21 protein-coding genes are annotated in these 22,653 nt (G+C 56.3%); 2 read left to right on the top strand and 19 right to left on the bottom strand.

Going from position 1 to position 22,653, the window contains the following annotated elements:
- Positions 1-11: 11 nt before the first annotated feature.
- A complete protein-coding gene (arfB, locus tag F3J39_RS15670; RefSeq protein WP_039382771.1) occupies positions 12-422 on the bottom strand; it encodes an alternative ribosome rescue aminoacyl-tRNA hydrolase ArfB in 411 nt (136 codons plus the stop codon).
- 216 nt (positions 423-638) lie between these two features.
- Here arfB and F3J39_RS15665 point away from each other — a divergent pair, with 216 nt between their 5' ends.
- Positions 639-839 carry a YaeP family protein gene (locus tag F3J39_RS15665; RefSeq protein ID WP_071669043.1) on the top strand — a complete coding sequence of 67 codons (201 nt, stop codon included), beginning with the start codon at positions 639-641 and terminating at the stop codon, positions 837-839.
- Entirely contained in the window at positions 826-1,089 is a 264-nt protein-coding gene (gene rof / locus F3J39_RS15660) for a Rho-binding antiterminator (protein WP_039382769.1), read from the top strand. The genes F3J39_RS15665 and rof overlap by 14 nt, the downstream gene beginning before the upstream one ends.
- A 35-nt stretch (positions 1,090-1,124) precedes the next feature.
- Here the strand turns inward: rof and F3J39_RS15655 are convergent, their stop codons facing one another.
- The 18 genes from F3J39_RS15655 to frr all read right to left on the bottom strand — a co-directional run bounded on the left by F3J39_RS15655 (position 1,125) and on the right by frr (position 22,532).
- Positions 1,125-1,433 carry a cytochrome c gene (locus F3J39_RS15655; protein WP_071669045.1) on the bottom strand — a complete coding sequence of 103 codons (309 nt, stop codon included), beginning with the start codon at positions 1,431-1,433 and terminating at the stop codon, positions 1,125-1,127.
- Positions 1,430-2,746, bottom strand: a complete 1,317-nt coding sequence (tilS, locus tag F3J39_RS15650; protein ID WP_166714368.1) for a tRNA lysidine(34) synthetase TilS — start codon at positions 2,744-2,746, stop codon at positions 1,430-1,432. The genes F3J39_RS15655 and tilS overlap by 4 nt, the downstream gene beginning before the upstream one ends.
- A gap of 54 nt (positions 2,747-2,800) precedes the next feature.
- A complete protein-coding gene (locus tag F3J39_RS15645) occupies positions 2,801-3,190 on the bottom strand; it encodes a VOC family protein (RefSeq protein ID WP_039382762.1) in 390 nt (129 codons plus the stop codon).
- Between the two features lie 76 nt (positions 3,191-3,266).
- On the bottom strand, positions 3,267-5,417 hold the full coding sequence (locus F3J39_RS15640; RefSeq protein WP_166714367.1) for a lysine decarboxylase LdcC: 2,151 nt from the start codon (positions 5,415-5,417) through the stop codon (positions 3,267-3,269).
- Between the two features lie 242 nt (positions 5,418-5,659).
- A complete protein-coding gene (accA, locus tag F3J39_RS15635; protein WP_039382756.1) occupies positions 5,660-6,619 on the bottom strand; it encodes an acetyl-CoA carboxylase carboxyl transferase subunit alpha in 960 nt (319 codons plus the stop codon).
- A 12-nt stretch (positions 6,620-6,631) separates the two neighbouring features.
- Positions 6,632-10,114, bottom strand: a complete 3,483-nt coding sequence (dnaE, locus tag F3J39_RS15630) for a DNA polymerase III subunit alpha (RefSeq protein WP_071669047.1) — start codon at positions 10,112-10,114, stop codon at positions 6,632-6,634.
- A gap of 29 nt (positions 10,115-10,143) precedes the next feature.
- Positions 10,144-10,773 (bottom strand): ribonuclease HII, encoded by a 630-nt coding sequence (gene rnhB / locus F3J39_RS15625; protein ID WP_104085517.1) that lies wholly within the window; start codon positions 10,771-10,773, stop codon positions 10,144-10,146.
- Positions 10,766-11,914, bottom strand: a complete 1,149-nt coding sequence (lpxB, locus tag F3J39_RS15620) for a lipid-A-disaccharide synthase (RefSeq protein ID WP_039382748.1) — start codon at positions 11,912-11,914, stop codon at positions 10,766-10,768. Before lpxB ends, rnhB begins: the two co-directional genes overlap by 8 nt.
- Before the next feature lie 3 nt (positions 11,915-11,917).
- On the bottom strand, positions 11,918-12,706 hold the full coding sequence (lpxA, locus tag F3J39_RS15615) for an acyl-ACP--UDP-N-acetylglucosamine O-acyltransferase (protein WP_039382744.1): 789 nt from the start codon (positions 12,704-12,706) through the stop codon (positions 11,918-11,920).
- A 3-nt stretch (positions 12,707-12,709) separates the two neighbouring features.
- Entirely contained in the window at positions 12,710-13,165 is a 456-nt protein-coding gene (gene fabZ, locus F3J39_RS15610; RefSeq protein WP_007893924.1) for a 3-hydroxyacyl-ACP dehydratase FabZ, read from the bottom strand.
- A 189-nt stretch (positions 13,166-13,354) separates the two neighbouring features.
- The gene (gene lpxD, locus F3J39_RS15605; protein WP_039382740.1) at positions 13,355-14,380 is read right to left on the bottom strand and encodes a UDP-3-O-(3-hydroxymyristoyl)glucosamine N-acyltransferase; all 1,026 of its coding nucleotides are present in this window, start codon (positions 14,378-14,380) and stop codon (positions 13,355-13,357) included.
- A 3-nt stretch (positions 14,381-14,383) separates the two neighbouring features.
- On the bottom strand, positions 14,384-14,881 hold the full coding sequence (skp, locus tag F3J39_RS15600; RefSeq protein ID WP_039382739.1) for a molecular chaperone Skp: 498 nt from the start codon (positions 14,879-14,881) through the stop codon (positions 14,384-14,386).
- A 111-nt stretch (positions 14,882-14,992) separates the two neighbouring features.
- A complete protein-coding gene (bamA, locus tag F3J39_RS15595; protein ID WP_039382738.1) occupies positions 14,993-17,404 on the bottom strand; it encodes an outer membrane protein assembly factor BamA in 2,412 nt (803 codons plus the stop codon).
- 51 nt (positions 17,405-17,455) lie between these two features.
- Complete coding sequence (rseP, locus tag F3J39_RS15590) at positions 17,456-18,805, bottom strand: sigma E protease regulator RseP (protein ID WP_039382736.1); 1,350 nt, start codon at positions 18,803-18,805, stop codon at positions 17,456-17,458.
- Positions 18,806-18,816: 11 nt separating this feature from the next.
- Positions 18,817-19,674 (bottom strand): phosphatidate cytidylyltransferase, encoded by an 858-nt coding sequence (gene cdsA, locus F3J39_RS15585; protein ID WP_039382735.1) that lies wholly within the window; start codon positions 19,672-19,674, stop codon positions 18,817-18,819.
- Positions 19,675-19,692: 18 nt separating this feature from the next.
- Complete coding sequence (gene ispU / locus F3J39_RS15580) at positions 19,693-20,445, bottom strand: (2E,6E)-farnesyl-diphosphate-specific ditrans,polycis-undecaprenyl-diphosphate synthase (protein WP_039382733.1); 753 nt, start codon at positions 20,443-20,445, stop codon at positions 19,693-19,695.
- A 161-nt stretch (positions 20,446-20,606) separates the two neighbouring features.
- Positions 20,607-21,809, bottom strand: coding sequence for a 1-deoxy-D-xylulose-5-phosphate reductoisomerase (gene ispC, locus F3J39_RS15575; protein ID WP_175540480.1), 1,203 nt, complete (start codon positions 21,807-21,809; stop codon positions 20,607-20,609).
- A gap of 165 nt (positions 21,810-21,974) precedes the next feature.
- A complete protein-coding gene (gene frr, locus F3J39_RS15570; protein WP_039385717.1) occupies positions 21,975-22,532 on the bottom strand; it encodes a ribosome recycling factor in 558 nt (185 codons plus the stop codon).
- Positions 22,533-22,653 lie beyond the last annotated feature (121 nt).

The following is a 22,653-nucleotide window of genomic DNA, read 5'->3' as shown; positions in this document are numbered from 1 at the left end:
GGAGGCGTTTTTTATCGCACTTTGCCGCGCATCGCTTTTACGCTGCTGCGCCGCGATTTCCCCTCCAGCCGCCGTTCTTTTGACGCGCGCGTGGGCCGCGTCGCGCGACGCGCTTTCTCCACCGTGGTTAACTCGCGGATCAGATTGATCAGGCGCTGCAGCGCGGCCTCACGATTCATCTCCTGACTGCGATACTCCTGCGCTTTAATAATGACCACGCCTTCTGCCGTAATCAGGTGATGACTGGCAGCGAGCAGCCGCGTTTTATAAAACTCCGGCAGCGAAGATGCGCGGACATCAAACCGCAGATGAATAGCCGTCGAGGTTTTATTCACGTGCTGCCCCCCTGCCCCCTGAGCGCGGATAGCCGTCAGCTCTATTTCACTCTCCGGGATCTCAACCGTGCGCGACAGCATAATCATCTGTCACCTGCCGGTTCATACGGCGTTCTGTACTGAATTTTCCTGTTCATCAACTTAACCTTTTGTGCGCCAGTCAGCGTCCGGCAGGCCGTGCCAGCCGCTGTTCTGCTGCTTTTCTTTCTCTGTTTCCCCGCTTGCCCTGGCTGATTTCCGGGAAACCCCTGTGTTATAGTCGCCAGGCAACCAGGGTATTTATGCTCTGCTGAGGAGGTGCATGTGCAAACGTATTGTGAGTTAGTTCGCCAGAAATATGCTGAAATCGGCAGCGGTGAGCCGGGATATGTGCCCGACGCGCTGATGTGCGCGCTGAATGCACTCAATGATATCGCCGCTCATTCCGCGCTAAACTCTTCTGTCAGGGATCAGGCAGCCTCGGCTGCTGCAAACTTATTGGTGAGCGACTATGTTGACAAATGAAGCTTATAAACCCATCAATTGCGATGACTACGACAACCTGGAACTCGCCTGCACCCGACACTGGATGCTGTCACTGCAGCTGAAAAATGGTGACCAGCTGAAGGCGAAAGCGCGGGATATGGTTTCGCGCAAAAACGTCGAATATCTTGCGGTTGACCTCTCCGGGGAAACCCGCGAGCTGCGCCTCGATCACATTGCCAGCTTCAGCCATCCTGAACTCGGCACCGTGGTGGTCAGCGAAGACGAGTAGTCTCGCGGCGGGCGGACCCTCTCCGCCCGCGTTTCCTAGGGCTTAAGTCCGCTATAGTAAGCCGCTAAATCCTCAATATCGGTATCGCTTAGTCCCGCCACAAACGCTTTCATCACCTCTGCCTGACCGCCGCTGCGCTCACCTTTCTGATAGGCGTGCAACGCATGCGCCAGATAAGGCGCCTGCTGCCCGGCCAGATGAGGATAGAGGGGTATCGCGCTTTTGCCCTCTGCACCGTGACACGCCATACAGCGGGCTGCTTTTTCTGCGCCCGCGGCCGCATCGCCTTCTGCCCATAGCGGCAGCGATACAAAACATAGCACAGCCGTCAGCCAGTGCCTCATGATACCTTCTCCCTGTCAGGCTGATGCCAGATCGCCTGCCAGCCCCGATCGCTGCAGGCAGCGCCTTCATGGGTAACAAACAGGCCCGGCGCGCAAATCAGCGTATGGTTATAGTAGATCAGTGGGATACGCTCCCGCTGCCAGGGCGGGATCGCCAGCTCCTGCCACAGTTTTTTCATTTCGCGTCCGCCCGCCCGTCCCAGCAGATGATAGTAGCCGCGCGCCTGAAAGCGAACGTGGACCGTTTCATCCGCCGCAGGCAGACGCAGCTCCGCGCGTGAGAAGTCAGCCAGCAGCTGACCCACTCCGCCGGGCAGCACCAGCGATCGGGTAAGCTGCGGCCAGCAGCATGCCTGGTCACGCAGCGACGGCTGCGGCGGCAACCAGTAGAGGGCATCGCGATAGCGGCGCAGCGTAAAATTTCCCAGCTGCAGCGCCGGCTGTGCATCAGTCCGGCTTGCGATAACGTCGGTACTGATGCGCTGCAGCGCCGCACGTGACGGCATCGCCCCGCCCTGCCCGGCGATCCAGCGCCGCAGCAGCGCGTTACGCCGCGCTTCGCTCATGCTCTGCAACGGCGGAAAATGCAGTGCGCCCTGTGGCGTAAGCAGCTGGCTCAGCTCCTGCTGCAGCAGCTCATCCAGCAGCTGCTCCTGCTCTGCGCAGAGCGCGGCGCTGCGGGCGCTGGCAGCGCTGAAGTGCGGCCAGCGCTGATGCAGCAGCGGCATAATCTGCTGACGCAAAAAGTTGCGGTCGTAGCGGCTGTCGTCATTGCTCTCATCCTCAATCCAGCTGAGCTGGTGCTCAGCCGCCCACTGCTCCAGCTGCTCACGGCTAAGGCTGAGCAGCGGACGCAGATGTTCATGCCCCTGCACTGTGCGCCGCGGCGGCATTGCCGCCAGCCCCGCCGGGCCGCTGCCGCGCTTTAGCGCCAGCAGCAGCGTTTCGCACTGATCGTCCAGATGCTGCGCGGTGAGCAGCTGTTCATCCGGCTGCAGCCGGGCGAACAGCGCCTGATAGCGCTCTCTGCGCGCCGACGCCTCCACGCCTCCTGCCCTGGCATCAACCGTTACCGGCAATACGTCGCAGGCGATATGCCAGCGCTGGCACTGCTGCCGGCAGTGTGCGGCCCACCGGTCGGCGTGCGGACTCAGGCCGTGATGCACGTGCAGCGCCCGCACGCTCAGCTGCGAATGCTGCTGCTGCCAGCAGACCAGCTGATGCAGCAGCACGGTGGAGTCGAGCCCGCCGCTGAATGCCACCACGTAGCGACCGGCGGGATCCAGCAGCGCAGCAAGGTGGGAAAAAGACATAGTGCCGTTCCATCTAATGATGCCGCCTGATTGCGGCATTCTGCGGCGGCTATTTTACGCCTGATAAAGCTCCAGCGGCAAACCATCCGGATCGGTAAAAAAGGTGCAGGCTTTACCGGTCAGCGCATCGATACGCACCGGTTCGCAGATCACGCCTTTTTCTGCCAGCGCCGCAACCGACTGCGCCACATCCTCTACGCAAAATGCCAGATGGCGCAGGCCGCAGGCTTCAGGTGCGGTTACGCGCGGCGGCGGGGAGGGAAATGAGAACAGCTCAATGGTATAGACGCCGTGCAGGCCGAGGTCGCCTTTCCATGAATCCCGCTCAGCGCGGTAGTACTCACCCAGCAGGGAGAAGCCCAGCACATCGCAGTAGAACGCTTTGCTGCGCGGATAGTCAGTGGCAATAATCGCAATGTGGTGAATCTGTTTGATCTGTAGCATAGCGGCTCCGAAAAAAAATCTGAGCCGCCAAGCCTACGTGCCGGACGTCAGCGTGACCAGAGGCATTTATCCGAAGTCAGGGCTGCGGCGCGTCGCGCAGTACCCGAACCAGATAGCGCCCATCCTCTGTCAGCGTGGTGCCGTGAATATCGGTTTCAAAGCCAGGGTAGTGGCGCCCGATGGTGCAGAGCATCAGCAGAAAGTCGAGCACGGTCCGGCTCTGTTCTGTGATCATCTCACCGGGCATTACCAGCGGCACGCCTGGCGGATAGGGCAAGATCATATTGGCGGAGGTACGCCCTACCAGCTCGCGGATATCCACGGTTTCAACCTCACCTTTGACCTGATGCTGGAACGCCTGATGCGGCGTCATTTTCATTTCAGGCAGGACATCAAAGGCTTTCAGCATCAGCCGCGGCAGATCGTGCTGCAGGATCAGCTGGTGGATCCCCTGCGCCAGCGTCTGGATCCGCATATTGCGATAGAAATCGGGATCCTCCGCATAGAGATCCGGCAGCATATTTTTCACGCGCAGATTAAGATCGTAGGCGCGTTTAAATTCAGTCAGACCGCGCAGCAGGCTCATGGCGCGGGTTTTATCGATCCCGATACTGAACAGAAACAGCAGGTTATAAGGCCCGGTTTTCTCTACCACCACGCCGCGCTGATCGAGAAATTTCGCCACCAGCGCCGCCGGGATCCCCTCTTCCGCCATCGCGCCCAGTTCGCTCATGCCGGGCGTCAGGATCGTAACTTTAATGGGATCGAGATACATATGATCGCGATCGGCCTGCTGAAAGCCGTGCCACGCCTCTTCTCCCGGCTGGATCGGCCAGCACTCTGCCTCATCCACCTGCTCTGGCTGCCAGATATCAAAAAACCAGCCATCAGACTCTTCACGCAGCCGCTGGATCTCGCGCCGGAAGTGCAGCGCGCGCTCAACCGAACGGTTAATTAGCCGCTTACCCGGATTGCCGCGCAGCATCGCCGCAGCGGTTTCAATCGATGACACAATGCCGTAGCTCGGCGAGGTAGTGGTGTGCATCATATAGGCTTCGTTAAACGTATCGTGGTCGTAGTCGCCTTTGATATGAATCAGTGAAGCCTGGGAAAACGCGGCCAGCAGCTTATGGGTGGATTGCGTTTCATAGATCACCTTGCCCGGGATCCGTTCACCGCTCATGCCGCTTTTTCCGCTGTAGATGGGATGAAAATTGGTATAAGGCACCCAGGCGGAATCGAAGTGGATCGACGGCACATCCAGCGTCTGCTTGATATATTCCGTGTTGTAGAGCAATCCGTCGTACGTTGAATTGGTGATCACCGCATGGACCGGCCAGCTGGCGCGCGGCGTGCTATCCACTTTGCTCTGAATAGCCTCCCGGGTAAATTCACGCTGCGGAATACCGCCCAGAATGCCCAGCGCATTACGCGTTGGCTTGAGCCAGACGGGCACGATGTCGCTCATCATCAGCAGATGGGTCAGCGATTTGTGACAGTTGCGGTCAATCAGTACCGTACTGCCTGCCGGAGCGGCATACATACCGACAATTTTGTTTGAGGTTGAGGTGCCGTTGGTCACCATATAGCTCTGCTCTGCCCCAAAGGTACGGGCAATATACTCTTCGGCGTCGAGATGCGGGCCGGTATGGTCGAGCAGCGACCCCAGTTCAGTGACGGAGATAGAGACATCGGCTTTAAGCGTGTTAGCGCCGAAAAAGTCATAAAACAGGCTGCCGACCGGGCTTTTCTGAAAGGCGGTACCGCCCATATGGCCTGGCGTACAGAAGGTGTATTTACCCTCTTTAACATAGGTAAACAGCGCTTTGGTCAGCGGGGGTAAAATTTTATCGATGTACTCATCGGTATACTGGCGGATATGCAGCGCGATATCGTCTGCGGTGCTGAGCGCATATTCAAAAAACTGCAGCGCCATGCGCATTTCATTAACGCTGACGTCCATCTGCGAATGCGTGTTGATAAAGGCGTAGAGCGGCAGCGACTCATTGAGCTGGTTGATGTCGCTGCAGAGCGCCATGCTGTACTCATCCCAGTCAAATACGACGCCGCATACGCGCGGGTTGTGCTCAATCAGCTTCAGCAGGTCGCTGGCATTGCTGGGATAAACGGTGTGAAAGCCCTGCAGTTTCAGCGCGGCATCCAGTTCGCGAATTGGTTCATCTTTGTAGAACGCGCCGTGCGGTCCCATGATCGCAATAATATTCAATGCTCACCTCCTGTGGTCTTGTGGCACAGAGTAAGGATAGCGAAAAGTGGCCGGAGAATGTTCCGGAATAGCGCCGTTGCAGGCCTGATGTTTTCAGCGAAGCATTTCGGTCGCCATAAATGGCGCCCTTGGGGGATCGCTGCCGCCATAAATGGCGGTCCTGCAGGGAACTCAGGCCCGATCGTGGAAAACAGGCATAAAAAAAGCGGACCGGAGTCCGCTTTTTTGCTGCAGGGCTTACCTTACGCGTAACCGTAGTTCATCAGGCGCTGATAGCGGCGATCGAGCAGCTCTTCCGTGCTCAGCCCGTCGAGATCGGCCAGATCGGCCAGCAGCTGCTGTTTCAGAGAAGCGGCCATATCAACCGGACGACGATGCGCGCCACCCAGCGGCTCAGGAATGATTGAGTCGATCAGCTTCAGCTCCTGCAGACGCCCGGCGGTGATGCCCATCGCTTCTGCCGCCAGCGGCGCTTTATCTGCGCTTTTCCACAGAATTGACGCACAGCCTTCCGGTGAAATCACCGAGTAGGTGCTGTACTGCAGCATGTTCACTTTGTCGCCCACGCCAATCGCCAGCGCGCCACCAGAGCCGCCCTCGCCAATCACGGTGCAGATCACCGGAATTTTCAGACCAGACATCTCACGCAGGTTACGGGCAATCGCTTCAGACTGACCGCGCTCTTCGGCGCCCACGCCCGGATAAGCACCCGGCGTGTCGATAAAGGTGATAAGTGGCATCTTAAAACGCTCTGCCATCTCCATCAGACGCAGCGCTTTACGATAGCCTTCTGGTGCAGGCATACCGAAGTTACGGCGAATTTTCTCTTTGGTTTCACGCCCTTTCTGATGACCAATGATCATCACCGGACGGCCATCCAGGCGTGCGATACCACCCACAATCGCTTTGTCGTCAGCATAGGCGCGATCGCCTGCCAGCTCGTCAAAGTCGTCAAATGCGTTGCGCACGTAGTCCAGCGTATAGGGACGCAGCGGATGACGCGCCAGCTGCGCGACCTGCCATGCACCTAAATCGGAGAAGATTTTACGGGTCAGTTCAACGCTTTTCTCGCGAAGGCGCTGAATCTCTTCATCCAGATTAATATCGTGTTTCTCATCTGAACGGCCAATCGATTTAAGCGAATCGATCTTCGCTTCGAGTTCGGCGATCGGCTGTTCAAAATCCAGGTAATTAAGACTCATAATGTTCCTGTTTTAGTCAAACTCCAGTTCCACCTGCTCCGATCCTACTAACGACCGCAGGTCGTTAAGTAAACGATCGCTGGGCGAAATACGCCACGCTGCACCAAAGCGCAGCTTCGCCCGCGCATCTGCTCTCTGATAATAGAGATGTACCGGAATGGTCCCGGAACGATGAGGTTCCAGAGACTGGCGGAGACGGTTTAAAAGCTGGTCATCAATTTGCCTGTCCGTCAGCGAGATAGCAAGTCCGCGCGCATATTTTTCCCGCGCTTCATCGATATCCATCACTTCCCTGGCGGTCATTTTAAGCCCGCCGCTGAAGTCATCAAAGCTGACCTGTCCGCTGACGATCAGGATACGGTCTTTCTCCAGCAGCTGCTGGTACTTATCTAACGCATCGGTAAATAGCATGACTTCCAGACGACCGGAGCGATCGTCCAGAGTACAAATACCAATTCGGTTGCCGCGCTTGGTCACCATCACGCGGGCGGCAATCACCAGCCCCGCAGCGATGGTGACCTTGCCACGTTCAGTAGGATGCATATCTTTCAGCCGCATCCCGCCGACGTAGCGCTCAATCTCTTTCAGATACTGATTGATCGGATGCCCGGTAAGATAGAGCCCCAGCGTTTCACGCTCGCCATCCAGCTGCACCTGCTCTGGCCACGGCGTAATTGACGCATACGATTTTTCGACCTGCTCCGGCTCTTCAGCCAGCACGCCAAACATATCTGCCTGCCCCGTCGCCTCTGCTTTAGCATGCTGGTCAGCGGCTTTCAGGGCATCGCTCAGGGCGCTCATCAGCGCCGCACGATGGGGTCCGAGCCGGTCAAACGCGCCGGACATGATCAGCTTCTCCATCACCCGGCGGTTAATTTTGCGCGTATCGGTACGCGCGCAGAGATCGAACAGCTCTTTAAAATAGCCGCCCTGATTACGCGCTTCGAGAATCGCTTCAATCGGGCCTTCACCGACGCCTTTGATCGCGCCGATGCCGTAGACAATTTCACCGTCGTCGTTAACGTGGAACGGATAGAGGCCGGCATTGATATCCGGCGGCAGCACTTTCAGGCCCATGCGCCAGCACTCATCCACCAGCCCGACCACTTTCTCGGTGTTATCCATATCGGCGGTCATGACCGCAGCCATAAACTCAGCCGGATAGTGTGCTTTCAGCCACAGCGTCTGATAGGAGACCAGCGCATAGGCTGCAGAGTGCGATTTGTTAAAACCATAGCCGGCGAACTTCTCTACCAGGTCGAAGATTTTCATCGACAGTTCGCCGTTGATACCCATGCTTTCAGCGCCCTCTTTGAACACTGAACGCTGCTTCGCCATCTCTTCCGGTTTCTTTTTACCCATCGCACGACGCAGCATATCAGCGCCGCCCAGCGTATAACCCGCCAGCACCTGTGCGATCTGCATCACCTGCTCCTGATAGAGAATGATGCCGTAGGTAGGCTCCAGTACCGGCTTCAGACTCTCATGCTGCCACTGGATGTCAGGATAGGAGAGTTCTTCGCGGCCATGCTTACGGTCGATAAAGTTATCCACCATGCCGGACTGCAGCGGGCCGGGACGAAACAGCGCCACCAGGGCGATCATATCTTCAAAGCAGTCAGGCTTCAGTCGCTTGATCAGATCTTTCATGCCGCGCGATTCAAGCTGGAACACCGCGGTGGTCTCTGAGCGCTGCAGCATATCGAAGCTTTTTTTATCATCAAGCGGAATAGCCGCAATGTCGATCGGCGGCAGCCCCTGCTTTTCACGGCGCGGGTTGATCATCTTCAGCGCCCAGTCGATGATGGTCAGCGTACGCAGGCCGAGGAAGTCAAACTTCACCAGTCCGGCATACTCCACATCATTTTTATCAAACTGGGTGACGGGGAACTGGCCGTTTTCATCGCAGTAAAGCGGGGCAAAATCGGTGATTTTGGTCGGCGCAATGACCACGCCGCCAGCGTGCTTGCCGGCGTTTCGCGTGACGCCTTCCAGCTTGCGCGCCATGTCGATCAGCGCCCTGACCTCTTCATCGGCGTCATAGATCTCAGGCAGCTGCGGTTCAGCCTGAAACGCTTTTTCCAGCGTCATGCCCGGATCGGGCGGCACCAGCTTGGAGATGCGATCGACAAAGCCATAAGGATGGCCCAGCACGCGCCCTACATCGCGGATCACCGCTTTCGCCGCCATGGTGCCGAAGGTGATAATCTGCGAAACCGCTTCACGGCCATACATCTCGGCAACGTGATCGATCACCTGATCGCGCTTCTCCATGCAGAAGTCGACGTCAAAGTCGGGCATGGAGACACGTTCCGGATTCAGGAAGCGTTCAAACAGCAGGTCAAATTCCAGCGGATCGAGGTCGGTAATCTTCAGCGCATAGGCCACCAGTGAACCGGCACCGGAACCGCGTCCGGGTCCGACCGGGATCCCGTTATCTTTTGACCACTGGATAAACTCCATCACGATCAGGAAGTAGCCCGGGAACCCCATCTGGTTGATAACGTTGAGCTCAATCTCCAGACGCTCATCGTAGGCCGGGCGCTTCTGCGCACGCAGCTCTTCATCCGGAAAGAGAAACGCCAGGCGCTCTTCAAGCCCCTCGCGTGATTTCACCACCAGAAACTCTTCGGTGGTCATCTCGCCGGTCGGGAACTGCGGCAGAAAATATTCGCCGAGGCGGACGGTGACGTTACAGCGCTTAGCAATCTCTACGCTGTTTTCCAGCGCTTCCGGGATGTCCGAAAACAGCTCGCACATCTCCTCTTCGCTGCGCATATATTGCTGAGGACTGTAGTGGCGCGGACGTTTCGGATCGTCCAGCGTATAACCGTCGTGGATCGCCACGCGGATCTCATGCGCATCGAAGTCCTCTTCATTGATGAAGCAGACTTCATTGGTTGCCACTACCGGTATCCCTTCCGCTATCGCCAGCTCAACGGCGGCATGCAGATAACTCTCCTCATCGGCGCGTCCGGTGCGGAGCAGCTCAAGGTAGTAACGGTCGGGAAAGTGCTGCTGATAAAAGCTCAGACACTGCGCCACCAGCGCGTTATTGCCGCGCAGCAGGCTGCGTCCGACATCGCCGCGTCGTCCGCCCGACAGGACAATCAGCCCTTCGCCCAGCTCAATCAGCCAGTCGCGATCGAGGATAGGCCCGGCAATGCCGTAGCCGCGCTGATAGGCGCGCGAAATCAGCAGTGTCAGATTCTGATAGCCGGTGTTATTCGCCGCGAGCAGCGTAAGCTGCGTAAGCTCATCGCCCATCAGCTCGCTGGCGACCTGGAAATCAGCACCGATAATCGGCTTAACGCCGGCACCGTGGGCGCTGCCATAGAAGCGCACCAGGCCGCAGAGGTTAGTGTAATCCGTAATCGCTATTGCCGGCATCCCCAGCGCCGCGGCTTTTTTCACCAGCGGACCGGTCTTCGCCAGGCCATCGACCATGGAGTAGTCGCTGTGCACGCGCAGATGTATAAAACGAGGTTCAGCCATATCGGTTTCCGGTTAAAACAGCGTCAGGCTTAATAAAGCGGCGCGGGTTGTACTGAGGCGTGCAGTTCGGCATCCAGCAGCGCGTTGCGCACCGGCGCAAAACTGCGACGATGATGCGGCGTGGCACCAAACTGTTTGAGCTTCGCCATATGAAGCGCGGTGGGGTAACCTTTATGCTGCGCAAAGCCATACTGCGGAAAGAGACGATCGAGTTCAGCCATTTCGCGATCGCGCGTCACTTTGGCAATAATGGATGCAGCGCTGATTTCCTGCACCAGACTGTCGCCTTTGATCACCGCCTGCGCAGGCATCGCCAGCGCCGGACAGCGATTGCCATCGATCAGCACAAAATCGGGCGTAAGGTGCAGCCCTGCCACCGCGCGCTGCATCGCCAGCAGCGTGGCATGCAGAATATTGAGCTGGTCGATCTCTTCTGGCTCAGCCCTGCCGAGGCTCCACGCCAGCGCCTTTTCGGTAATTTCATCATACAGCGCCAGACGGCGCTTTTCCGACAGCTTTTTTGAGTCTGCCAGACCAGCAATCGGGTTAGCAGGATCGAGGATCACCGCCGCCGTTACTACGGCCCCTACCAGCGGGCCGCGTCCGACTTCGTCCACGCCCGCAATACGTTGCGCATCAGGATAGATAAATTCAGCCATGAGCAATCTCCAGTACCGCATCCGCCGCCTGCTCATCGGCATTCCAGCGGATCTGCTGATGCAGTTGAGTAAAGGTTTCCAGCAGCGCGTCGCGTTCGGCACCCGCATGCAGCAGCGGCTCCAGCGCGGCGGCCAGCGTCTGCGGCTGGCACTCATCCTGCAGCAGCTCTTTAACCAGCTCCCGTCCCGCCAGCAGATTAGGCAGCGAGACGTAAGGCGTTTTGACCAGGCGCTTCGCCAGCCAGAAGGTAACGGGTTTCATACGATACCCCACGACCATCGGACACTTTGCCAGCATACACTCCAGCGCCGCGGTGCCGGATGCCAGAATAGCCGCATCGCTGGCGATCATCGCCTGACGCCCTTTGCCATCCAGCAGGTGCATAGGCAGCTCAGGCGCAATCTCCGCTTTAATCTGTTCAAACTGCGCCCGCCGCTTTGCGTTAACCAGCGGAACCACGATTTCCAGCGCCGGGTAGCGCTGACGCAGCAGCTGCGCCGCGCGCAGAAAATCGGCGCTCAGCATTTCAACTTCTGCGCCACGACTGCCTGGCAGTAAACCCAGACAGATCGCGTCGTCTGCAATACCCAGCTCGCGACGCGCGGCCTGCTTATCAGGCTGCAGCGGCATCGCATCAGCCATGGTGTGACCGATAAAACGACACGGCACGTTAAAGCGATCGTAAAACGCTTTCTCGAACGGCAGAAACGCCAGCACCATATCGGTATTGCGGCCAATCTTAAAGACGCGCTTCTGACGCCATGCCCAGACGGAAGGGCTGACGTAGTGCACGGTACGAATACCGGCGCGCTTCAGGTTGCCTTCCAGGGTGATATTAAAATCTGGCGCATCGATACCCACAAATACGTCAGGGCGGAGCGCGGTGAAGCGCTGCGTCAGGTCTTTGCGGATGGTCAGCAGGCGTCGCAGGCGGCCCAGCACTTCGACAATGCCCATGACCGCCAGCTCTTCCATTTCGTACCAGACTTCGCAGCCTTCTGCCTGCATCAGCGGACCCGCTACGCCAACAAAGCGTGCATCAGGATGACGCGCTTTCAGCGCGCGGATCAGACCGGCACCAAGAATATCGCCGGAGGTTTCTCCGGCGACCAGGGCAATCGTTAAGGGACGCACTGACATGAATTAACGGATCAATCCACGGGTTGAACGGGCGAAGAAATCAAAGAACGGCTGGACTTCGCTGTGCTGCTGCGCCAGCGCCTCGATTTCAGGCTTTACCTCATCCAGCGTTTTACCACTGCGGTAGAGCAGCTTGTAAGCGTTGCGAATAGCATGCAGCGCCTCTTTGCTGAAGCCGCGACGCTTGAGACCTTCAATATTGACGCCAAACGGCGTGGCGTGGTTACCCTGCGCAATAATGTATGGCGGAATATCCTGCGCCACGCCGGAACAACCGCCAACCATAACGTGAGCGCCGATAGTGCACCACTGGTGCACGGCCGTCACGCCGCCGATGATCGCAAAATCATCCACGGTAACGTGGCCGCCCAGCGTCACGTTATTTGCCAGAATGCAGCGGCTGCCAATCACGCAGTCGTGTGCAATGTGCGCATTCACCATCAGCAGGTTGTCGCTGCCAACTTTAGTCAGTCCGCCACCCTGCGTGGTGCCGCGATGAATGGTCACGCTTTCGCGGATCCGGTTGCGATCGCCGATTTCGGTGCGGGTAGGCTCACCCGCATATTTCAGATCCTGGTTTACCTCACCAATAGAGACAAACTGATAGATCTGGTTTTCTTCGCCGATGCGCGTATGGCCATTAACCACAACGTGTGATTTCAATACCGTACCTGCGCCAATTTCCACGTCAGCGCCCACAATACAGAAGGGACCGATATGAACATTTGCACCCAGTACAGCACCCTCTTCAACGATGGCGGTCGGATGGATGGTGGCGGTTGAATCAATCACTAATTATGCCTCCCGGCTACGGGCACACATCATGGTCGCTTCACAGACAATTTTACCATCCACTGTAGCAACGCCTTTAAAACGTGTCAGACCACGACGGGTTTTTTCGAAGGTGACTTCCATGATCATCTGGTCACCTGGTACTACCGGGCGCTTGAAGCGGGCTTCATCGATACCGGCAAAATAATAGAGCTCGCCAGGTTCCAGTTTGCCAACGCTTTTAAACGCCAGAATACCGGTCGCCTGCGCCATCGCTTCTAAAATCAGAACGCCTGGGAAAATCGGTTTACCAGGGAAGTGCCCCTGGAAAAACGGTTCATTAACAGAAACGTTCTTTACCGCACGCAGATATTTGTGCTCTTCAAAATCCAGCACGCGATCCACCAGCAAAAACGGATAGCGGTGCGGCAGCAGTTCTAAAATCTCTTCGATTTTCAGAGTATGCGTTTCAGTAGTCAAAATACTCTTCCTGTCCTAAAAAATCTGATGGCAACAATAACACGGCCTGCACCGATCAAAATGATCTTTCGCAGGCCGCAAATCAGTTCGGTGGCGTTCGCTTCTCTGCGCTACCTGCCGTCCTTTACCACACTGAAGGGCAAAAGCAGGCAGGCGGCATTATTATGAAAGCGGGTCGCGCGGATGTGCTTAGCTGTTTTTATCAACTTTGCGTTCGATGGCTTTCAGACGTTTGCTTATGTCATCGATATTCATCACCAGCGCTGCCGTTTTACGCCAGGCTTTGTTCGGTTGCAGTGGGATCCCTGAGGAGTAAACCCCCGGCTCTGTAATGGGACGCATCACCATGCCCATACCGGTTACGGTTACTTTATCGCAGATCTCCATATGGCCGTTAATGACGCTGGCGCCGCCAATCATACAGTAACGTCCAATCTTCAGGCTACCGGCCATGATCACACCTCCCGCAACGGCTGTATTGTCACCAATTACAACGTTGTGGGCAATCTGACACTGGTTGTCTATGATAACACCATTGCCGATCAGAGTGTTATCCAGCGCACCGCGATCGATAGTGGTGCAGGCACCAATCTCTGTCCGGTCACCGATGATGACCGTGCCGAGCTGAGGGATTTTCACCCAGTTGCCGCGATCGTTAGCATACCCGAAACCATCTGCACCGATGACAGTGCCTGACTGAATCAGACAATCCTGACCAATCTGAATCTCATGATAAATCGTCACGTTGGCCCAGAGGCGCGTGCCGCTGCCAATCCGGCTCTTTTTGCCGACAAAGCAGCCTGCACCAATCACGACGTTGTCACCCAGCTCAACGCCAGACTCAATCACCGCGTTCGCCCCTACCGACACATTTTGTCCCAGCGAGGCGGAAGGATCGATCACCGCGCTGGGCGCGATATTCTGCGCGGGCTGCGGCGTGGTGTCCAGCAGTTGTGCCATGCGGGCATAGGTAAGATAGGGATTTTTCACTACCAGGGCGGCAGTATTGCACCATTCCAGATCCGCTTCCGTCAGCACCACGGCTGACGCCTGAACGCTGGCGAGCTGCTCGCGGTAGCGACTGTTGGCAAGAAAAGTGATTTGACCAGGGGTGGCGGATTGCATAGAAGCAATGCCGGAGATGACGATATCGCCATCTCCGTGCAATTCTGCATCCAACTGCTGGGCTAAATCAGCCAGTCGAATTGATGACATCGATTATTTAACCTGTTTCAGCACGTCAGCAGTAATGTCTTTCGCATTAGCAGCATAGGCTACGGCGTTAGCATCAATCACGACATCATAACCATCGCTGTCTGCCACTTTCTTCACGGCATCCTGGATACGACTCAGCAGTTTGTTACGCTCTTCCATCTGGCGACGACGGTTATCCTGTTCGAAAGCCTGGGCTTTGCTGGAGAAGGCTTCGCGCTGGGACATGATGTCTTTTTCCATGCGGCTGCGCTCGCTCGCCTTCATGGTAGAAGCATCACGCTGCAGTCTCTGCATTTTGGTCTGCAGATCGCGTTCCTGGCCCTGCAGCTCAGTTGCGCGGCCTTTGAACTCATTCTCGAGCTGTTTAGCAACGGTCGCACGTTGCGGTAACTGCTGGAAAATGCTGGACACGTTTACCACTGCAATTTTGTCAGCAGCCTGAACGCCAGCGGAAACCGCTAAAGCAAGACCCAGACCTGCGGCACACAACAACTTTTTCACTATAAACTCCTTACCATCAACGTTTGTGTCTGCGACACAGTGTTTGGCTCGCTTAGCGCTTTGCTGCGCTAAGCTATGCCGTACTTCGCTTCCGCTTCCCTGCTCAGAACATTACCAGGTTTTACCGATGTTAAACTGGAACTGCTCTGCTTTGTCTCCCTCGACTTTCTTCACCGGCTGGGCATAGGAGAATACCAGCGGGCCCAGTGGCGACATCCACTGCAGCGCCAGGCCTGCAGAGACGCGAATGTTGTTAGGATCGCTATAGTCCGGAATATCCGCAGCGCGGGTGGCTGCCGTATTCTGCCAGTTAGTATCCCAGACGGTACCGGCGTCCACAAACAGTGAAGTGCGCACGGAGTTAGCGTACTTCTCGCTCAGGAACGGCGTTGGCGTGATCAGCTCGAGGCTGGCAATCGCCATTGCGTTACCGCCTACTGCATCATCTGACTTACAGATCCCGTTTGGATCGGTCAGATTACACGATGAGGAGCGATCGTTAAGGTAAGCGGCTTTCGGACCAATAGTATTGGAACGGAAACCACGTACCGTGCTGGAGCCGCCGGCGTAGAAGTTCTCATAGAACGGCATCTCTTTATCCCCGATGCCGTCTCCATAGCCCACACGACCACGCCCCAGGACTACCCAGGTGCCGTCACGGTTCAGCGGCACATACTGCTGCGTATCCAGCGTCGCTTTATAGAACGCGTTGTCTGAACCTGGAATCGTCACCTTACCGTTCAGGTTGGTGCGGTTACCGCGCGTCGGGAAGAAGCCGCGATCCAGCGTATTGTAGGTCCAGCCATAGTTAAAGGTAAAATCATCCGCAGAGAAATCGCCTTTATTATTGAGTCCCTGTGGACGCCCGACCGAGTCGAGGTAACGCCACATTGCCACCTGCGGCCGCATGTTCGACAGATCGTTATGCACATAGCCTAAGCCAACGCGCAGGGTGTTGTTCTCATTAACCGGGAAGCCGAGCGTGCCATCAACACCGTAACTCTTGTTGGTGTAGTCTGACAGATCGGCATCGTCCGCTTTAAAGTCGTTATAGAACAGGCGACCGCCCAGACTCACGCCGTCAACCGTAAAGTAGGGATCGGTCAGTGAGAATTCAGCATAGGTCTGATAATCATTTTTGGTACCGCTGATACTAACGGTATTACCGGTACCGAGCCAGTTATCCTGGGTAACACCCACCTGGAAGCTGACGCCGCTTTCTGTTCCGTAGCCCACGCCAAAGTTAAAGGTACCGGTGTTGCGCTCTTTAACTTTGTAGACCACATCCACCTGATCCGGCACGCCTGGTACGCGCTGCGTATCCACATCAACCGTTTCAAAGTAACCGGTGCGGTTCAGACGCTCTTTACCCTGATCAACCAGATCGCTGCCCAGCCATGCGCCTTCCATCTGACGCATCTCACGGCGCAGTACAGCATCTTTTGAGGTGTCGTTCCCTTCAAAACGGACTTTACGCACGTAATAGCGATTACCGGCATCAACGTTAATATGCAGCTTAACGGTTTTGTCAGCGTCGCTGATTTCTGGCTGCGTCACGACGCGCGGATAGGCATAGCCATAGCGACCCAGCAGCTTTTTGATATCATCTTCCATCTGCGTCACTTTGGTGCCGTTGTAAAGCTCACCATTCGGGATTTTGGTCAGATGTTCAATTTCTGCTGAGTGGCCCGCCATGCTGCCGTTCACAATCACGCCGGCGATTTTATACTGGTCGCCTTCGTTAATGTTGACGGTGATGTAGATGCCTTTTTTATCCGGCGTCAGGCTGACCTGAGTCGAGTCGATATTAAAGCGCGCATAACCGCGATCCAGATAGAAACTGCGCAGCGTCTCAAGGTCGCCGGCCAGCTTCTGCTTCTGATATTTGCGATCGCCAACCACGTTCCACCACGGCACTTCATCACGCAGCTGGAAGCGGGAGATCAGTTCATCAGAGCTGAACGCTTTGTTACCCACGATGTTGATCTGCTGAATTTTGGCAGAGACACCTTCCTGGAAAACAAATTTCAAATCCACGCGGTTACGCGGCAGCGGTGTGGCAATCGCTTTTACGCTGGCGGTGTATTTGCCGACGCTGTAGTAGAAATCTTCCAGTCCCTTCTCGATTGAAGAGAGCGTGGTGCGATCCAGCGCTTCGCCGACGCGAACGCCTGACGCTTCGAGGTTCTGCTTCAGCTGATCCTCTTTCACCGCCTTGTTACCGGAGAATGTGATGCTGGCAATAGTCGGACGCTCTTTAACCTGAACAATCAGGGTCGTTCCGTCACGTAAAACCTGCACATCTTCAAAATTGCCGGTGGCAAACAGTGAGCGAATGGTGTTTCTGATATCATCATCATTCACCGTATCACCGACGCGTACCGGCATGCTGAGCAGAGCCGCGCCGACGGCGACTCGCTGGAGACCTTCGAAATGAATGTCGTTCACCACGAAATCGTCTGCACCGTAAACGGTGGCGCTGCTAAACAGCAGCGACGCTATGAGCAACTTTTTCATCGCCATCGTTGTTATGCGTTTTCCTAACACATCCCGCACCTGTCTGCGTTCCAGACGTTACAGGCGAGAGAAATCATTGAAAAGTGCAAGCCCCATTAACAGCACCAGCAGAATTGAGCCGATGCGATAACTGAAGTCCTGAACTCGCTCGGACACCGGTCCTCCTTTGATCTTTTCGATCGCCAGAAAAAGCAGATGCCCACCATCTAAAACCGGTAACGGAAACAGGTTGATGATGCCCAGATTGACGCTTATCAGCGCCAGGAACATCAGATAATAAATCACCCCGTACTCCGCTGATAAACCGGCACCCTGCGCAATCGAAATCGGGCCGCTCAGGTTATTCAGCTTTACATCACCTGTAATCAGCTTACCCAGCATCGACACCGTAAGCTTCATCAGCTGCCAGGTTTTGACGCCTGCCTCACCGATAGCGGCCACCGGCCCATACTGTTTCACCGTTTTATATGCGTCAGGCAGCGGCTGCACGCGCGGAATAACGCCGGCGAATCCCTCTTCAGGCTTGCCCGGCTTCGCGGCTGGCGTCAGCGTCAGAGAGTGCCGGGCGCCATTTCGCTCAACCTCAAGCGCCATCGGTTTACCCGGATTATCCCGTACCTGCCCGGCAAATGCCTGCCACTGCGTTAACGGCTGACCATCGACTTTAACGATCCTGTCGCCCGCTTGCAAACCGGCAGCGCTGGCGGGTGAATCCGCCTGTATTTCTGCCAGCGTGGTTTCAATCTGTGGCCCGCGTGGACGAATGCCGAGCGCTACCACCGGATCCTGCTTGTCTGGCTCAAACTGCCAGTCACGCAGGTCGACCCGCTTCTGCTGGGTTGCGCTTTCGCCAAACTGAGAAACGGTCAGCGTGGTACTCTCATCGCCGATTTTCCCAATCAGGGCCATGCGCACAGCATCCCAGTCAGGCGTTTCGATACCGTCAACTGCGTTAAGTTCCATGCCTGACTGAATTTGCGCTTCCGCTGCGACGGAGCCGCTCACAATTTCGCCAACCACCGGCCGTACGCCGGGCACGCCATGCATAAAGACCAGCCAGTAAGCGAAGATAGCGAAGAGGAAATTGGCAACCGGCCCCGCGGCGATGACGGCAGCACGCTGCAGCACGGTTTTGTTGTTAAACGCCTCGTGACGGCGCTCAGCGGAAACGCTCTCTACGCGCTCATCCAGCATTTTGACATAGCCGCCGAGCGGGATCAGCGCAATAACATACTCTGTCCCCTGCCGGTCAGTCCGTCGCCAGAGCGCCTTACCGAAACCGATAGAAAAGCGTTCGACATAGATGCCGCACCGGCGTGCCACCCAGAAGTGGCCAAACTCATGCACGGTGATCAGCACGCCCAGCGCGACGATGAAAGCAGCAAAACTCCAGAGAATGCTTAACATAGTTGCTGCTCCTAGAGGGTATGAAACACCAGCAGCAGCAGGCAGGCAAATACCGGCACGGCCGCTGTGAGGCTATCGATACGATCGAGGATACCACCGTGGCCGGGGATAAGATTTCCGCTGTCTTTAATGCCCGCTTCACGCTTAAACATACTTTCAGTGAGATCGCCCAGTACTGAGGCGAGCGTGGCAACAACGGCACACGCAATCAGCGTGCCCGGCGCCACCGTCAGCGGAGCCAGCAGCGCAAACAGCCAGGCGATGATAGCGGAGGAGAGCAGCCCGCCAAAAAAGCCTTCCCAGGTTTTACCCGGCGAGACTTTAGGCGCCAGCTTGTGTTTGCCGAACAGCCGACCAAACATATAGGCACCCGAGTCCGCGCCCCATACCAGCAGCATAACGAACAGGAGCCACCAGGCGCCGGCGAAGTGATCAATGTCGTAGTGATACTGGCGCAGCGCGATCATGCCACAGAAAAACGGGACGATAGTCAGCACGCCAAACAGCAGACGAAGCGGACGCGAGCCGCGCCAGAGTGCGGCAGAGGCGGGATAGAACAGCACCAGAAAGAGAGCAACGACCCACCAGCCAAGTGCGGCCCAGAGCGAGCTTTCCAGCTGAGGCTGATGCGCATCGTGAGAATAGGACGGTAAGGTAAACAGCATCGCTGCCAGCAGCAGGCCACAGAGCAGCGCCAGCCAGACGCGCTGCTGACGGGTAGCCATACCGGCCAGCTGCCCCCACTCCCAGGCGGCGAGCATGCAGATAGCAATCGTGGTAATCGCGAAACCAGACAGCGGTAACCAGAATAGCGCAGCGATCACCAGCGGAATCAAAATAAACGCAGTGATCAGACGAGACTTCAGCAAAGGTTACCCCCAGGTAGCTCAGGCGCCGCCTGGTGCAGCGCCGCCATAGCGTCGCTCCCGCAGAGAGAATGCATTCAGTGCACCTTCAAAAACATGTTCATCAAAATCAGGCCAAAGAACATCGGTAAACCAGAACTCAGCATAGGCTATCTGCCACAGCAGGAAGTTGCTGATTCGATGCTCTCCCCCGGTCCTTATCACTAAATCCACCGGCGCCAGCTCCTGCATACAGAGGTAGGGAGCAAGGCTTTCTTCGGTTATCTGGTCAGGACGCAGTAGCCCTTCCTGAACCTGTTCGGCCAGTTTCCTGGCACCCTGGATAATATCCCAACGGCCGCCATAGTTGGCAGCAATGTTGAGGGTCAGTCCATTATTTTGTTGAGTCAGTTCCTCGGCGCGGCGAATGCGTTCCTGAATACGACCAGAAAAACGGCTGATATCACCAATAATGCACAGACGTACATTATGCTTATGCAGGCTCTTTACTTCACTGTCGAGAGCCCAGATAAATAATTCCATTAACGCCGTCACTTCCTGCGGCGGTCGGCTCCAGTTTTCACTGCTGAACGCATAGAGCGTTAACGCTTCCAGCTTGTGGCTGACCGCAAAGCTGACGGCACGGCGAACCGATTTTACCCCGGCTTTGTGGCCTGAAATACGCAGTTTGCCCTGATTTTTTGCCCAGCGACCATTACCATCCATAATGATGGCCACGTGACGTGGTGTGCAGTACGACCCGTCATCGATTGTATTGTGATTGTTGGACGACATAACGCGTAATAATTCCTTTCATCAGAAATGCTGTGTTTTCTGAATACATTGCGCCTGCGGCAAAGGCCGGCCCGTAAGCCGGATGACATCGAAACAATGTCGTGCCGTAAAACGCGAGCGACTATACCATTTTCAGCCAGAGCGAACAAATAGCGGGGCTATCAGCCAGCCAGAGTGACGCGTGACAGCAGTGCCTTTGCATGCTGCCGCGCCAGTCGATCGATTTCCAGCACCTCATCAATACTGGCTGGCTCCGGCGAGCTGAGCGTAGCCAGTACTTCGCTGTTGAGGGCGGCAATATCGGTAAAGCGAATCTGATGCTGCAAAAACGCTGCTACCGCGATTTCATTTGCTGCATTCAGCGTCGTCGTGGCCGCCTGCCCTGCAGTACACGCATCGATTGCCAGCTTCAGGCAGGGATAGCGTACGTAATCGGGTTCAGCAAACGTCAGCGCTTTCATTCGGGTGAAATCAAGCGGCGTGACGCCAGCGGCGATACGTGCAGGCCATGCCATGCTGTGAGCAATCGGTGTGCGCATATCAGGCGATCCCAGCTGCGCCAGCACGCTGCCGTCACAATAACGCACCATAGAGTGGATCACCGACTGCGGGTGCAGGATGACCTCCATTTGCGCGTCAGTGGCGTTGAACAACCAGCGGGCTTCAATGTATTCAAGACCTTTATTCATCATAGTGGCCGAATCAACGGAGATTTTGCGCCCCATTGACCAGTTCGGATGCGCACAGGCCTGATCCGGCGACATAGCAGCCAGATCTGCCAGTGGCGTGTCACGAAAAGGACCACCCGATCCCGTGAGGAGAATCGAGTCGATCCCGTTCTCCCGCAGATCAGCGTACCCCAACTGATGCTGTATGGAAGCGGGCAAACTCTGAAAAATGGCATTATGCTCGCTATCGACCGGCAGCAGCTGCGCCTGATGCTGACGCACTGCCTCCATAAACAAGCGGCCGCACGTGACAAGTGACTCCTTGTTAGCCAGCAGCACGGTTTTTCCGGCACGAATCGCTGCCAGCGTTGGCTGCAGGCCCGAGGCGCCGACAATCGCCGCCATCACCTGATCAACCTCATCCAGCGCCGCCAGATCGCAGGCTGCCTGAACGCCGGAGAGCACTTCGGTATCGACGTTGAGTGCTCTCAGTCGCTCACGCAGGTCGGCAGCGGCGGTCTCATCAGACATCGCCGCATAGCGCGGCCGGAACTGCTGGCACTGCTCAGCCATCAGCGCAGCATTCTGCCCTGCGACCAGCGCCGTAACCTGATAGAGATCGGGATTCGCGGCGACAACCGCCAGCGTACTGGTGCCAATTGAGCCGGTGGATCCCAGAAGAGTTAATTGCTTCATCATGCTATCCCTGTGAAGTCATCATAGGTGCCCGCAACGGCGCCAGGCACAATGTAAAACGCCGCCAGAGTGCATTCGGTACGAATACGGCTCTGAACGGCGTTTTATATCTGTTACAGGCAGGTGCTTACCTGCCTCCAGCAGATACAGATCGGGCTGACAGACTCAGAAGTCCATCAGCTCCTTCTCTTTTTCTGCCAGCGCAGCATCAACATGCTTGATGTGAAGGTCGGTCATTTTCTGGATATCATCCTGTGAACGACGTTCGTCATCTTCGCTGATCTCTTTATCTTTCAGCAGCGCTTTGATCTTATCGTTGGCATCACGGCGAACGTTACGCACGGAAACACGCCCCTGCTCTGCTTCGCCACGAACGATTTTGATCAGATCTTTACGGCGCTCTTCTGTCAGCGCTGGCAGCGGAACACGGATGTCGGTGCCGGCTGAACTTGGATTCAGGCCGAGGTCGGACGTCATGATCGCTTTCTCAACGGCCGGACCCAGAGAGCGATCGAACACGTTGATTTTCAGCGTACGGGAATCTTCTACCGTTACGCTGGCGAGCTGACGCAGTGGCGTAGGTGTACCGTAGTATTCCACCACAATGCCGTCGAGCAGTGAAGGTGAAGCACGACCGGTACGCACTTTGCTGATGGTGCTTTTGAATGCTTCCACGCACTTGTCCATGCGTGTTTCGGCATCTTTTTTAATATCGTTAATCACGTTAAAACCCTTGGATTCGGTTTGACCTGGCCATTTCCGCACGCGTCGGAACTGGTATCGATAAACATCGATCATCCTGCTACCTGCTGCTGACGTACAAGCCGCCTGCAACATCGATTAT

This window comes from Pantoea sp. Acro-807 (assembly GCF_011752675.1).
GTDB classification, from domain to species: Bacteria; Pseudomonadota; Gammaproteobacteria; order Enterobacterales; family Enterobacteriaceae; genus Pantoea; species Pantoea eucrina.
Note: the sequence above shows the minus strand (reverse complement) of the source record. Positions and strands in the feature narration are given on the sequence as shown.

Bases quoted from the DNA above. Each gene is read 5' to 3' on its own strand.
- arfB (WP_039382771.1), bottom strand. From the start codon at position 422: ATGATTATGCTGTCGCGCACGGTTGAGATCCCGGAGAGTGAAATAGAG.
- rof (WP_039382769.1), top strand. From the start codon at position 826: ATGTTGACAAATGAAGCTTATAAACCCATCAATTGCGATGACTACGAC.
- F3J39_RS15655 (WP_071669045.1), bottom strand. From the start codon at position 1,433: ATGAGGCACTGGCTGACGGCTGTGCTATGTTTTGTATCGCTGCCGCTA.
- tilS (WP_166714368.1), bottom strand. From the start codon at position 2,746: ATGTCTTTTTCCCACCTTGCTGCGCTGCTGGATCCCGCCGGTCGCTAC.
- F3J39_RS15645 (WP_039382762.1), bottom strand. From the start codon at position 3,190: ATGCTACAGATCAAACAGATTCACCACATTGCGATTATTGCCACTGAC.
- accA (WP_039382756.1), bottom strand. From the start codon at position 6,619: ATGAGTCTTAATTACCTGGATTTTGAACAGCCGATCGCCGAACTCGAA.
- dnaE (WP_071669047.1), bottom strand. From the start codon at position 10,114: ATGGCTGAACCTCGTTTTATACATCTGCGCGTGCACAGCGACTACTCC.
- rnhB (WP_104085517.1), bottom strand. From the start codon at position 10,773: ATGGCTGAATTTATCTATCCTGATGCGCAACGTATTGCGGGCGTGGAC.
- lpxB (WP_039382748.1), bottom strand. From the start codon at position 11,914: ATGTCAGTGCGTCCCTTAACGATTGCCCTGGTCGCCGGAGAAACCTCC.
- lpxD (WP_039382740.1), bottom strand. From the start codon at position 14,380: ATGTCATCAATTCGACTGGCTGATTTAGCCCAGCAGTTGGATGCAGAA.
- bamA (WP_039382738.1), bottom strand. From the start codon at position 17,404: ATGGCGATGAAAAAGTTGCTCATAGCGTCGCTGCTGTTTAGCAGCGCC.
- rseP (WP_039382736.1), bottom strand. From the start codon at position 18,805: ATGTTAAGCATTCTCTGGAGTTTTGCTGCTTTCATCGTCGCGCTGGGC.
- ispU (WP_039382733.1), bottom strand. From the start codon at position 20,445: ATGTCGTCCAACAATCACAATACAATCGATGACGGGTCGTACTGCACA.
- ispC (WP_175540480.1), bottom strand. From the start codon at position 21,809: ATGAAGCAATTAACTCTTCTGGGATCCACCGGCTCAATTGGCACCAGT.